Raw genomic sequence first — 14,739 nt, forward strand, 5'->3', positions numbered from 1 at the left:
GTTCAAAAAAAGGTATATGCAAGGTACTAAAAAATCAAAAGCTAATTTTTAGTTTAACTATATTTTGGGCTACCTTTGAAAATATGGATACGCCCGCTTTAGATATTCAACTTAAAACTTTGCCAAACCAACCGGGGGTGTATCAGTATTTTGATAAGGATGATAACCTTATTTATGTTGGCAAGGCCAAAAACCTAAAAAAGCGTGTAAGCTCGTATTTTACCAAAACTCACGACAACGGAAAAACCAGGGTCCTGGTTAAAAAAATAGCGCGTATCAAGCACATTGTTGTAGATACTGAAACGGATGCTTTACTCCTCGAAAACAATCTTATAAAAAAACATCGTCCGCGCTATAATGTGTTATTGAAAGATGATAAATCCTATCCCTGGATATGTATTAAAAATGAACGGTTCCCGAGAGTGTTCTCAACACGTCGGGTATACAAAGGCGGCGGCACATATTTTGGTCCATATACCAGCATGAAAACGGTATCCACCTTGTTAAGCCTGATTCGTGGTTTGTACTCGCTTCGTACCTGTAATTATGATCTGGCGGAAGATAAGATCGAGGCAGGTAAATATAAGGTGTGTTTAGAATATCATTTAGGGAATTGTAATGGGCCTTGTGAGGGCAAAGAATCCGAAGAAGAATACAATGCCAATATTAAAGCGATCAAGGAGATTTTAAAAGGCAATTTTAAAGATTCCCTGTCGGAATTTAAAAAGCAGATGCATGACTTTGCCGAGAAGATGCAGTTCGAAGACGCTCAGAAAATAAAGGAAAAAATTGATGTTCTGGAGAACTATCAGGCTAAATCCACCATTGTAAATCCGAAGATCAGTAATGTGGATGTCTTCTCAATTGTGAGTGATGAAAGTTATGGTTATGTGAACTTTCTGCAATTGTCCTATGGTTCCATCATTCGTTCGCATACCCTCGAGATCAAAAAGAAATTGGATGAATCGGATAAAACCTTATTAAAACTTGCGATTATTGAAATCAGGCAACGTTTTCATTCAAAATCTAAAGAAATATATGTTCCTTTCGATATCGATCTTGGTGATGACATTAAGGTAACCATACCAAAACTGGGAGACAAAAAACATATTTTAGATCTCTCTGAGCGAAACGCCAAATACTTCCGCATGGAGCGTTTCAAACAAATGAAAATTGTAGATCCCGACCGCCATGCTAACCGGATCATGGCACAGATGAAAGCGGATCTTCGATTAAAAGAAGAACCGCGACATATTGAATGTTTCGATAATTCGAATATTCAGGGAACCAACCCTGTGGCAGCTTGTGTGGTTTTTAAAAATGGAAAACCAAGCAAAAAAGATTATCGTCACTTCAATATTAAAACCGTAGAAGGTCCGGATGATTTTGCTTCCATGGAAGAAGTCGTATATCGCCGTTACAAACGCTTATTAGACGAAAATCAACCGTTGCCACAACTCATTGTTATTGATGGCGGAAAAGGCCAATTGTCTTCAGCCTTAAAAAGTCTGGATGCTTTGGGTTTACGAGGAAAAATTGCCATCATTGGCATCGCCAAACGACTGGAAGAATTATTCTATCCTAACGATCCTATTCCATTGTACCTCGATAAAAAAAGTGAAACGCTAAAAGTGATCCAACAATTGCGAAACGAGGCGCATCGTTTTGGTATTGAGCATCACCGCAATCGCCGCAGCAAATCGGCATTGAATACCGAATTGGAAACTATTGAAGGGATTGGTGAAAAAACCGTGGTGAGTTTGCTAAAACATTTTAAATCTGCGAAACGCGTTGCCCACGCCAAGTTAGACGAATTAGAAGATGTTGTTGGCGCCTCCAAAGCCGCTAAGATTTATCAGTATTTTAATCAAAAATAACTGTTATCTTTATAGTCAGAATGTTGTTTTATTCTGATTCAAATAAAACTAACAAAAATTAATTCGCCCATATATTTTGAATAAAAAATTACTCCTCACCCTCATTTGTTTGTTTGTTTTATTTTCCGCGAAAGCGCAGGATAGAACAGAAGACGCACGCCCAAAAGTGGGATTAGTACTTAGTGGAGGAGGTGCCAAAGGCCTGGCCCATATTGGTGTATTGAAAGTTATTGATAGTTTGGGCATCAAGATCGACTATGTAGCAGGAACTAGTATGGGTGCAATTATTGGTGGTTTATATGCTTCCGGCTATTCGGGAAAACAATTGGACTCTATTTTTGAGGTGGTAGATTTTGATAAAATAATTAGTGATGATCTTCCCAGAGAGGCCAAGGCCTTTTATGAGCGAGATAATTCTGAAAAATACACGATCACTCTGCCGTTTGAAGGGTTTAAACTGAATTTACCTTCGGCATTATCCCGAGGGCAAAACACGTATAACTTATTGTCTAAGCTAACGCTTCCGGTAAACAACATTAAAGAATTTAAAAATTTACCTATTCCTTACTTCTGTATTGCCACGAACGTAGAAACCGGAAAAGAGGTGGTTCTGGATCATGGTAGTTTGGCGCAAAGTATGATGGCCAGTGGTGCTTTACCCTCTTTATTTCAACCGGTAACGATTAACCAGGATGTGCTTATTGATGGTGGAGTTTTAAATAATTATCCCATAGATGAATTACGAGCAAAAGGTATGGATATCATTATTGGAGTAGATGTTCAAGCCGGTTTGCGAACCCGAGACGAGTTAAAGTCTGCGCCGGAAATATTGCTTCAGATCAATAATTTCAGGACCATAAAGGCTATGGATTCCAAGACCAAAGAAACAGATATTTACATAAAACCACAGGTTAAAGAATACACGGTGATTTCTTTTGATGCCGGAGCTGAGATTATAAAAAACGGTTTGGAGGCTGCATTAAAAAACGAACCGGAGCTGGATGCTTTGCCAAAGCTTGGAAAACCACGAAGACTAATAAAACCTATTGACAGCCTGAGAATTAATAGAATTTCCTTCAAAGGGGCAAGTCATTATTCACGCGCTTATTTATTGGGAAAATTAAAACTGAAACCAGGGGAAAAGGTGAGTTATAACCAGGTGGAAAAAGGAGTTAATTCATTGGTAGGCACTAATAATTTTGATGCTTTTGAATATGATTTAAAACCTTCGGATTCGATGTCCGGGTATGATTTTCATGGTTTTGTAAGGGAATCAAAAATAACCACTTTTCTAAAGCTTGGTGTGCACTATGACCAGCTTTACCGCAGTGCTGCACTTATCAATCTTACCAAGAAACGCTTGTTCTTCTCAAACGATGTGGCGTCGCTCGATTTTATTCTAGGAGATAATGTGCGCTATAATTTTGATTATCTGATAGACAAAGGGTTTTACTGGAGCATCGGTGTTAGATCGCGATACAATCAATTCAAAAAGAATGTTAGTGCAAGACTTCTGCTTACAGATGCAGAAATAGGGAATTCGGACATTAACAAACTTGAAGTAAAACTGGCCGATCAAACCAACCAGTTCTATTTGCAAACCCTTTTCAGGAAAGATTTTTCATTAAGTCTTGGAGCAGAACATAAGCGTTTAAAAATTATTTCCGAGACTTTGTTCGCGCCAAATTCTAATAGTAAATACGAATTCGAGAACACCGATTATATCAGTGTTTTTGGCAATTTGAAATTAGATACCTATAATAACAAATACTTCCCAACCCGAGGTGTTTATTTTGAAGGCGATTTGCATTGGTATGTTTACGGCTCCAGCTTTAATCAGGATTTTAAGAATTTTGCTATTGGTAAAGCCGAGATTGGAACAGCCTTCGGACTATCAGATAAATTTGCGGTAAATCTGGAAACTAGCGGAGGTTTTAAGATTGGTGATAAATCTACGCAAACCCTCGATTTCGCTTTGGGTGGTTACGGTGCAAATTTCATCAATAATTTTGTGCCATTTATAGGCTACGATTTTATTTCTCTAACGGGGAATAGCTATGTAAAAGCTTCTGCCGTTTTGGATTATGAGCTATTCAAAAAGCATCATGTAACTATGGAGGCTAATTGGGCCAACGTTGCCGATGATATTTTTGACACCGGAGAGTGGTTTACCTTACCGGATTATCGCGGTTATGGTCTAGGTTATGCGGTAGATACATTTTTTGGTCCGGTTCAGGCCAAATTCAGTTATTCTCCGGAGCGAAAGAAAAGTATTTTCTTTATTAATGTAGGTTTCTGGTTTTAAGAAGTTTTTATGGTTTCAAGGAAATTCACGATATTTGTTACATTATGAAATATTTCTGGGAAGACTTACTACAACATCTTCATTTCCTTATTAAGCGAAATCCCGAATAAGGCTACATTTTCGTACCTTTATAGTAACATTTTTTGTAATTTATACCAGCTAAACCTTAGGGTTTAATCCTAAATAATTAAAACATTAAATTATGCCTTTTTATCATAAATTAGGACGTATTCCACATAAGCGGCACACGCAATTCAGAAAGCCTGATGGCAGTTTGTATTACGAACAGTTGTTCGGTACCATTGGCTTTGATGGTATGTCTACAAACAGCTACCATGAGCAGCGGCCCACACAAGTAAAGGAAATAAGAAATCAATACAGTGTAGCCCCAAAAATTGCGCGCGTTAATAATATCCAATCATATCGCTTTAAAGGGTTTCAGGTGAAGCCGGAAGCCGATTATTTGGATAGCCGAAAAACAGTTTTGGTCAATTCTGATTGTGCCATTGAATTAGCAGCACCACAAGAATCCACCAAAGATTATTTCTACAAGAATACCGATGCCGATGAACTTCTGTTCATTCATAAAGGTAGTGGAACTTTACGCACGCATTTAGGGAATCTCGATTTTAAATATGGTGATTATTTATTGATTCCTCGCGGCGTGATCTATAAAATAGATTTCGATACAAAAGACAATCGGTTATTTATCGTGGAGTCGCGCAGGCCAATTTATACACCAAAAAAATACCGAAATTGGTTCGGACAGTTATTAGAACACTCCCCGTTTTGCGAGCGTGATATTCGTCGCCCGGAAACGCTGGAAACCAATAATGAAACCGGTGAATTTCTTATAAAAGTTAAAAAACAAGATGATATAATTGAAATGATCTACGCCTCCCATCCTTTTGATGTGGTAGGCTACGATGGCTACAATTATCCGTATGCTTTTTCCATTCATGATTTCGAACCCATAACTGGGCGTATTCATCAGCCGCCACCAGTGCACCAAACCTTCGAAACCGATGCTTTTGTTGTGTGTAGTTTTGTGCCGCGATTGTACGATTATCATCCGCAATCCATTCCGGCGCCATACAACCACAGTAATATCGATAGCGATGAGGTGCTGTATTACGTCGATGGCGATTTTATGAGCCGTAACGATATTGAGGCGGGTCATATTTCTCTGCATCCCGCGGGTATCCCACATGGGCCGCATCCGGGAGCCACCGAGCGCAGTATCGGAAAGACCGAAACCGAAGAGTTAGCCGTAATGGTAGATACGTTTAAGCCGTTGCAGCTTACAGAAGAAGCCATGAAAATAGCCGATGAGAGTTATTTTAAATCGTGGTTGGAGTAAAATTAATCAGGAGCTATTTCCTGCTTTCCGCTATATCTTTTGTTGAAAAAACAAAAGGATGCCGCTGCAATCAGGGCTAGAGCTGCCGAGTAAAGTTTAGAAAACAGAATTAAAATTAGAAGACATGAGTAAAGATATAAAATCAGTAGACTACGGTCTCGAAAAAATATTCGCCGGGGCGCAGGATTTCCTGCCGCTTTTGGGCACTGATTATGTAGAATTTTATGTGGGTAACGCGAAGCAGGCAGCCCATTTTTATAAAACCGCATTTGGCTTTCAGTCGCTTGCATACAGAGGTTTGGAAACAGGCTCCAAAGACTCAGTGAGTTATGTGTTAAAACAAGACAAAATTCGCCTGGTTTTAACGACACCATTAAGCAGTAAAAATCCCATTAACGAGCATATTGTAAAGCATGGCGACGGTGTAAAAGTGATTGCCCTGTGGGTAGAGGATGCCAGAAAAGCATATGAAGAAACTACCAGTCGCGGCGCAAAATCTTTCTTGGCTCCGGTTGTAGAAACCGATGAACACGGTGAAATTGTAAAAGCAGGTATCTATACCTATGGCGAAACGGTTCACATGTTTGTGGAACGAAAAAACTACAAAGGCACCTTTATGCCCGGTTTCAGACCCTGGAAAAGTGATTACAATCCAACGCCTGTAGGATTAAAATACATCGACCATATGGTTGGAAATGTAGGTTGGGGTCAAATGAATACCTGGGTAAAATGGTATGAAGATGTCATGGGTTTTGAAAACTTTTTATCATTCGACGACAAGCAGATCCACACGGAATACTCCGCACTGATGAGTAAGGTGATGAGTAATGGTAACGGCCGAATAAAATTTCCGATCAACGAACCTGCAGAAGGGAAGAAGAAATCTCAAATCGAGGAATACCTTGATTTTTATGAAGGCGCCGGAGTACAGCATATTGCTGTGGCTACCGACGATATCATCAGTACCGTGAGTCAGTTACGAGAGCGTGGTGTAGAATTTTTAAGTACACCTCCGGAAGAATATTACAAGGCTGTTCCTGGCAGACTGGAAGAATTCAGTCATGAATTGCGGGAAGATATTGAAACTCTGAAAGGTTTAGGTATCATGATCGATGCTGATGAAGAAGGTTATTTGCTACAGATATTCACGAAACCTGTGGAAGACCGTCCAACCCTGTTCTTTGAAATTATTCAACGTATGGGAGCCCGAGGTTTTGGTGCCGGAAACTTTAAAGCCTTGTTTGAATCTATTGAGCGCGAGCAAGCTAATAGAGGAACGCTTTAAAATATATTTTTGAAATATAAAAAGCCGGTTCTGTTGTGGTAATTTGCCCAATGGAGCCGGTTTTTTGCATTAGGTATGCCTGCCGGAAGGCAGGGATTGAAGTGGCATCCTTTTTCGAAGTATGAAAAAAAGTATAACGGAAAGCCCGACCGCCGACATAGGAGTTGGTAACGCCCGAATAAAGCTTTTTCTGAAATATCAAATAAACGTTAAGAAACCTGCTTGAACGTTGGCGTTTAAAGAATTTTCATATTTTTGGAATAGTAATTGCGTTTTGGTGTGTAGAACAATAAATGTAAATTTTAATAGTTACATATCCAACACCCAAATTTTATGATGAAAAAACTACTTTTTTTAGGACTTTTATTGGCAACACTTCAGGTGGGATTTGCCCAAAATTCGTCGTTTAAAGATGGCGAATGGTTCAAGTTTAAGATGAGCTACAGCGGTTTTTTAAAGGCCGGAAATGCCACCTTGAGCGTGAAGGAAACCGATTTGGGTGGTACTCCCGTGTATCACGTGGTTGGGAAAGGCTGGACCACAGGGATGATCAAGTGGTTTTTTAAGGTGAATGATCGATACGAAAGCTATTTCGATCAACAAACCTTGCTGCCTTATAAATTTGTACGCAATATTTACGAAGGAGGTTATACTAAAAACCTCACCATTGAATTTGACCAGAAAAACCAAAAAGCACATGTTGACGATATTAAACACAATGTGCAATCTACGTTTGATACCAAGCCTAACATTCAGGATATGGTTTCTACGTTTTACTATTTGAGAAATAATCTGAATACGGATAAGTTGGAACCGGGAGATGAGGTGACCATCGATATATTTTTTGATCAGGAAAATTATGGTTTCAAACTAAAGTATTTGGGTAAAGACCGCATTGAAACTGATTTTGGAGAAATTGATGCCTTGAAGTTTCGGCCATATGTGATGGCAGGACGCGTGTTTAAAGAGGAAGAAAGTTTAACGCTTTGGGTGTCGAATGATAAAAATAAAGTACCTTTGCGCATCAAAGCGGATCTTGCTGTAGGGTCGCTGCGAGCCGACCTTGAAGCCTTTAAAGGCCTGAAATATCCGTTCCAAATTCATATAAATTAATCTTGTATTGGACGCTGAATTAGAGAAAGCCCTGGAAGAAAAATATGCCGCCCTTGATCAGGATGTCGAGGCGCACCTGGAGGGATTATTGCATAGTAAACCTATAAATTACTGGGATTATATCCAAACAGATGCCTTGCTGAGTTTGCAGGTACAGCGCACGGTTTTTCCTGATGAGAAGGTATTTATCATGTATCATCAGATTTCTGAATTGCTGTTTAAAATGATCTTAAGTGAGATCGAGCAGATCGCAGAACACAAGGCATTGACCACGGCGATATTTACAGATAAGATCATGCGTATTAGTCGGTATTTTGATGTATTGACTTCGTCATTTAGTATCATGAAGGATGGAATGGATATCGGGCAATACAATAAGTTCAGAAAAACACTAACACCCGGAAGTGGATTTCAAAGCGCACAGTACCGAAAAATAGAGTTCGCCTCAACAGAATTGATCAATTTGATCGATAAACGATTCCGTGATACCATTGACAGAAACTCGTCCTATGAGAATGCTTTTGAGCATTTGTACTGGCAAGCGGCAGGGAAAGATTATAAAACAGGAAAGAAATCGTACACATTAAAAACGTTTGAAGCGCGTTATAAAGAAGAATTTATTAGATTTACAAAATTTTATTATAAGCATAATTTGTGGTGCAAATTTAAAAGTTTACCTGAGGCCGATCAGAAGAATAAAGACCTCGTTGAAGCTATGCGACACTACGATTATACGGTTAATATAAAGTGGGTTATGGCGCATTACACCACGGCCAATCACTACTTAAATATTGGGGGCCATGCGGCGGAAGCCACTGGTGGTAGTGAGTGGGTAAAATACATGCATCCAAAATATCAAAAAAGAATATTTTTTCCGGATTTATGGACAGAAGAGGAATTAGCACATTGGGGACACGATGTTTAATAGCATTAGTAGTAATTTCAGGTTTTTTTACAGCCTGTAAAAATGAAGAAAAACCACCTAAAGTAGAAGATGTTGTAGCCAAAATTGAAAAACCAAAAGATGTTTTTGAATTTGGTTTCAAACTGAATGACTTTGTGGTAAAGCGGGATACCGTTCAAAAAAATGAAAGTTTCGGTCAAATCTTAGAGCGGAACAATGTTGGATATCCCAGAATTTTCAACATCGCACAGAAAGCGAAAGATACCTTCGATATAGCCCGATTTTTGCAAGCAGGCAAACCTTATACCTTGTTATGTGCCAAAGACTCTCTGGAAACGGCGCAGTGTTTTATTTATCAGCCAAACCTGGAAGATTATGTGGTCATCAACTTTAAGGATTCCATAATTTCTGCTTACAAAAGTAAAAAGCCAATTAAATACGTTGAAAAAACGGCGACCGGAGTTATTAATGATAATATTTCTGTAACCCTGGATGAAAAAGGATTGAGCCCGCGTTTAGCGTATATCATGGCCGATGATATTTATGCATGGACCATCGACTTTAGACGCCTACAACCAGGAGATCGATTTAAAGTGATTTATACCGATAAATATATTGATGATACCATTTATGCCGGTGTTGCTCAGGTTAAAGCGGCTTATTTTGAACACAATAAAGAACCTTTTTATGCTTTCAGATTTAAAACAGATACAGTAAAAGGCATCGTCGATTATTTTAGTGATGAAGCCAAGAATTTACGCCGTGCGTTTTTAAAGGCACCGGTTAAATTCAGCCGTATCTCATCACGCTATAATTTACGTCGTCGAATTGCTTATTACGGAAATCGTATTCGTCCGCACAAAGGTACCGATTTCGCTGCACCAGTTGGAACCCCAATTATGGCTACTGCAAATGGTACCGTGATTAAGTCAAGTTATACCAGTGGTAATGGGAAGTACGTTAAGATCCGTCACAATGCCACCTACGAAACGCAATATTTGCATATGAGCAAACGCTTGGTTAAGGTTGGTCAATTCGTGAAGCAAGGTGATATTATTGGTCGTGTTGGAATGACCGGCAATACTGGCGGACCACACGTGTGCTATCGTTTTTGGAAAAATGGTCGCCAGGTAGATCCGTTCAAACAAAAGCTACCGGAAGCGAAACCGATTTCTGATTCACTAAAAGTGAAATTCTTAGATTTTATAAAACCGATCAAACAAGAATTGGATAGCATTCCTTACGAGGTATCAGAAGTTCCCGAGAATATGCGAGTTGCTGAAAATGATACTTTAGCTGCCAATTTAATGACCTACAATCAATAACAACTTATGGCCTTACCTGGTGTAAACCCAACTAAAACTGCCGCGTGGAAGAAATTACAAAACCACTATGAGGCAGTTAAGGGCATGCATATGAAAGATATGTTTGCCAATGATGATAAGCGAGCAGAAAAATTTACCATTGCTTTTGATGATTTTTATGTCGATTTTTCTAAGAACCGCATTACGGAAGAGACGTTTAAATACCTTTTGGAATTAGCCAATGAGTTGAAGCTTAAAGAGGCGATTACGAGTCAGTTTTCCGGAGAACATATTAATAAAACAGAAGATCGTGCTGTTCTACACACCGCCCTTCGTGCACCAAAAGATGCTGAATTTATTGTAGACGGTGAAAACGTTATGCCTGAGGTTTATGCTGTTAAGGATAAAATGAAAGCCTTTACTAATGAAGTGCTTTCCGGCCAGCGAAAGGGCTTTACCGGAAAAGCGTTTACCGACGTTGTGAATATTGGTATTGGCGGTTCTGATCTTGGGCCGGCGATGGTGGTTGATGCACTTCAGTATTATAAAAATCATCTGACGACACATTTTGTAAGTAATGTTGATGGCGATCATGTTCATGAAGTGATCAAAAACCTGGATCCTGAAACGACCTTGTTCGTTGTGGTTTCAAAAACTTTTACGACGCAGGAAACCATTTCAAACGCTAATACCATTAAGAATTGGTTTTTGAAGACCGGTAATCAGGAAGCGATTGCCAAACATTTTGTGGCTGTATCTACCAATTTGGATGCTGTAAAAGACTTCGGGATCGATCCTGATAATATTTTCCCAATGTGGAATTGGGTTGGCGGCCGATTTTCGCTTTGGAGTGCTGTAGGTTTGAGTATTAGTTTAGCTGTGGGGTTTGAAAATTTCGACGCGTTATTACGCGGAGCGAATAAAATGGACAATCATTTTAAATCAACTGATTTTGATAAGAACATTCCCGTAGTTCTTGCTTTGATTAGTGTTTGGTACAATAACTTTTTTCATGCCGAGAGTGAAGCGATCATCGCATATTCTCAGTATTTGAATCAGTTTGCAACCTATTTGCAGCAAGGGATCATGGAAAGTAATGGTAAGAGTGTAGATCGAAATGGCGACCCTATAGATTACCAAACAGGAACTATTATTTGGGGTGAACCCGGAACCAATGCACAACACGCCTTCTTCCAATTGATTCATCAGGGAACCAAATTGATTCCTGCTGATTTTATTGGATTTAAAAAGTCCTTGCATGGAGATAAGGACCATCAGGATAAATTGATCTCCAACTTTTTAGCTCAGACAGAAGCATTAATGCATGGGAAAACGGAGAAAGCTGTAATTGCTGAAGGAACCCCGAAAGACATTGTTCCCTTCAAAATTTTTCAAGGCAACAAACCTACGAATACCATATTCATAGATCAATTGTCACCAGAAAGTTTAGGAAAATTAATTGCCATGTATGAGCATAAAATATTCGTTCAGGGTATTGTGTGGAATATCTATAGTTACGATCAGTTTGGGGTAGAGCTCGGTAAGCAATTGGCTTCAAAAATTTTGAAAGAGTTTAATGGTTCAACGTTAAATGAACATGATAATTCTACCCTCCGGTTGTTGCGACATTATAAGCAAAACTCTTAAAATATTTACATCTTTCTAATGAAATGTTAAAATCCCCTTCGAAAATTTAATTTTGAAGGGGGTTTTGTTTATAACTATGTTAAATTTCTTAACAATTGCTTAATGTTTAATAGTTAATATTCCTTAATTTTGCGACGACTAATTCAAATTATTAATTAATCATTTTTACATTATGAGAAAAGTTACTCAAACTTTATTGACTGTGGTTGCAATTATGTTCACTACAGTTTTAATGGCTCAGAGTACCATTACGGGTACCGTTATTGATGCCGACTTGAATTCGCCTCTTCCGGGAGCGAATGTTGTAGAAAAAGGTACCTCAAACGGTGTTTCTACAGATTTTGATGGTAAGTTTTCGTTAATGACACAAGCAACCTCTGGTACTATTGAGGTGTCTTATGTAGGATACGGAACAATTACTTTAGCTTTCAACGGAAGCGCAGACCTTGGAAACATTATGTTATCACCAGACAACTCTTTAGGGGAGATTGTAATTACTGGTGTAGTAGATGTTGCAATAGACAGAAAAACACCTGTTGCTGTGTCTACAATTAAAGCTTCAGAAATATCTTTAAAAGTAGGAAACCAGGAGTTTCCTGAAATCATGAACAATACCCCTGGTGTTTATGTAACTAAAACCAGTGGTGGATACGGAGATTCAAGCGTTAGACTTCGTGGATTCGACCAAAGAAATACGGCGTTCTTGATCAACGGTCAGCCGGTTAACGACATGGAAAACGGTTGGGTATACTGGTCTAACTGGCAAGGTTTATCCGATGTTGCCTCCGGAATTCAGATCCAGAGAGGTCTTGGAGCTTCTCGTTTAGCAGTACCTTCTGTGGGTGGTACAGTTTCTATCTTCACCAGATCGTCTCAAAAAGATCAAGGTGGTTCTGTGTCGCAAATCATTGGTAACGATGCATACACCAAAACAACTGCCGCTTACAACACCGGTAAAAACGATAAAGGCTGGTCTAGTAGTTATTTGTTATCAAAATGGTCTGGTGATGGTTATATAGACTTCACTAAAGGATCAGGTTGGACGTATTTCTTTGCCGTTGGATATGCTCCTGAAGGTTCTAAACACAGCTTCGACTTTTCATTCTTAGGCGCCGGACAATGGCACCACCAACGTTCAAGTTGGGTTTCTATCCGTGATTATCAAAACTTTGGTGATTCCGGAATCGACAGAAGATGGAACACCAATGGTGGTTACCTAAATGGAGAAGAATTTAACATGAGAAGAAACTTCTACAATAAACCATTGGCAACCTTTAACTGGGATTGGCAAATTTCTGAATCTGTAAAATTAGCGACATCATTATACGGTTCAGCCGGTCGTGGTGGAGGAACTGGTCCAAGAGGTCAGAACTTCCGTAATGCAGATATCGACCTTTATCCATTTAATATCGATTTAACAGAGCATTTGACAAACAGAGGTCGTGGTGCCGCTGCAAGAAATGCTGATGGTTCCATCAACTTTGATTATGTAGTGAACCATAACAGAACCACGACGTTACCATACACAGGAGACCTTGGTCGTGGAGATTTCCAGGGCTTATTGATCGGATCTAATGGATTCAGAGATGACAATGTGAATAGAGAAGTTCTTGTAAGACGTGCTTCTATGAACTCTCATGACTGGGTAGGTGCTATCTCTAGTTTAGATATTGATGCCGGTAACATGCGTTATAGTATTGGTATTGATCTTCGGGATTATACCGGATACCACTACCGAGCTTTGAACAACTTGATGGGCTTAGATGCTTATTATTCAACAGGAAATCAAAATAATGCCGGTCAGATTATTGAAACAACAATTGATGCTGATCCTTTCAAAAAGACTGGATTAAAAGGTGCTAAGATCGATTATTACAATGTTGGATATGTAGGCTGGCAAGGTGTTAACGGACTGGCTGAATATTCTTCAGACAGTAACAATTTCACAGCTGTACTTCAAGGGGGATTGTCTAACCAATCTTTCCAAAGAGAAGATTTATTTGACTCTCCAACAAATCCTTTAAGTAAAAAGAAAAATGTTGGTGGTGGTTATGTAAAAGGTGGTGCTAACTATAACATTAGCGATGCTTCTAACGTATTCTTCAATGCCGGTTATATTAGCCGTCAGCCAAACTTTGACGCGGTATTCCCTAACTTTGCTAACGACGTGAATCCTGATCTTCAAAACGAAAAGATCACTTCTGTTGAAGTAGGTTACGGTCTGCGTTTACCGTCATTCTCTATGAACGTGAACGTGTACTCAACAAAATGGGGTAACCGTTTTGTATCCAGAGGTTTTACTAACTCTGGTGGAACTTCCGGTACTGCACAGTTTAAGGACATCAATGAATTACATAACGGTTTTGAATTAGAAGCGAACTATAAAGCTACTTCTGACTTAAGAATTAACGGAATGTTGTCTGTTGGTGATTGGAAATATACTAAAGACTTCTCTTCTACTTTATTTGATGATACAAACACTCAAATTGGTACAGGAACACTTTACACTAAAGATGCTAAAATTGGTAATGCTGCGCAATTCACATCGTATTTAGCAGTAAACTATAGTCTTGGAGATCATTTTAACTTTGATTTAGGTTGGAGAAATGCCGGTAACTTATATGCGGATTACAGTGTAACTGATTCGGCTTTCTTAGACCCAAATAACAATGGAGCTATCAAGTTGCCATCGTATAACTTAGTTGATCTTGGTGCAACCTACAGATTTGATCTGTTTGGAAAAGATTCTTACTTAAGATTGAACATCAACAACTTGTTTGATGAGGTTTACATCTCTGAATCGAATACTAACATTTATGCTGATGGTTCTAACCCAACCTGGAAAGGTGTAGATGTACGTAACTCGGTTTGGTTCGGTTTCGGAACGACCTGGAACTTTACTTTCAAAATGAATCTCTAATCTGAAAAGATTATAAATTATATA

At 39.0% G+C, this 14,739-nt stretch carries 9 protein-coding genes; all 9 read left to right on the forward strand.

What is annotated here, in order from left to right:
• Positions 1-83: 83 nt before the first annotated feature.
• The 9 genes from uvrC (at position 84) to ABD682_RS04700 (ending at position 14,715) form a co-directional block, all read left to right on the forward strand.
• Positions 84-1,877: an excinuclease ABC subunit UvrC gene (uvrC, locus tag ABD682_RS04660; protein WP_344740800.1), complete on the forward strand. Its 1,794-nt coding sequence runs from the start codon at positions 84-86 to the stop codon at positions 1,875-1,877.
• A gap of 76 nt (positions 1,878-1,953) precedes the next feature.
• Positions 1,954-4,182, forward strand: coding sequence for a patatin-like phospholipase family protein (locus tag ABD682_RS04665; RefSeq protein WP_344739555.1), 2,229 nt, complete (start codon positions 1,954-1,956; stop codon positions 4,180-4,182).
• Between the two features lie 202 nt (positions 4,183-4,384).
• Positions 4,385-5,542 carry a homogentisate 1,2-dioxygenase gene (locus ABD682_RS04670; protein ID WP_344739557.1) on the forward strand — a complete coding sequence of 386 codons (1,158 nt, stop codon included), beginning with the start codon at positions 4,385-4,387 and terminating at the stop codon, positions 5,540-5,542.
• Between the two features lie 124 nt (positions 5,543-5,666).
• Complete coding sequence (hppD, locus tag ABD682_RS04675) at positions 5,667-6,827, forward strand: 4-hydroxyphenylpyruvate dioxygenase (protein ID WP_344739559.1); 1,161 nt, start codon at positions 5,667-5,669, stop codon at positions 6,825-6,827.
• Between the two features lie 336 nt (positions 6,828-7,163).
• The gene (locus tag ABD682_RS04680) at positions 7,164-7,940 is read left to right on the forward strand and encodes a DUF3108 domain-containing protein (protein WP_395360584.1); all 777 of its coding nucleotides are present in this window, start codon (positions 7,164-7,166) and stop codon (positions 7,938-7,940) included.
• 7 nt (positions 7,941-7,947) lie between these two features.
• Complete coding sequence (locus ABD682_RS04685) at positions 7,948-8,865, forward strand: tryptophan 2,3-dioxygenase family protein (protein WP_344739563.1); 918 nt, start codon at positions 7,948-7,950, stop codon at positions 8,863-8,865.
• On the forward strand, positions 8,823-10,169 hold the full coding sequence (locus tag ABD682_RS04690) for a peptidoglycan DD-metalloendopeptidase family protein (RefSeq protein WP_344739565.1): 1,347 nt from the start codon (positions 8,823-8,825) through the stop codon (positions 10,167-10,169). The genes ABD682_RS04685 and ABD682_RS04690 overlap by 43 nt, the downstream gene beginning before the upstream one ends.
• Positions 10,170-10,175: 6 nt before the next feature.
• Positions 10,176-11,795 (forward strand): glucose-6-phosphate isomerase, encoded by a 1,620-nt coding sequence (gene pgi / locus ABD682_RS04695; protein WP_344739567.1) that lies wholly within the window; start codon positions 10,176-10,178, stop codon positions 11,793-11,795.
• A gap of 172 nt (positions 11,796-11,967) precedes the next feature.
• Positions 11,968-14,715: a TonB-dependent receptor gene (locus tag ABD682_RS04700; protein ID WP_344739569.1), complete on the forward strand. Its 2,748-nt coding sequence runs from the start codon at positions 11,968-11,970 to the stop codon at positions 14,713-14,715.
• Positions 14,716-14,739 lie beyond the last annotated feature (24 nt).

Origin of the sequence: Gaetbulibacter aestuarii, assembly GCF_039537665.1 — a bacterium.
Classification (GTDB): domain Bacteria; phylum Bacteroidota; class Bacteroidia; order Flavobacteriales; family Flavobacteriaceae; genus Gaetbulibacter_A; species Gaetbulibacter_A aestuarii.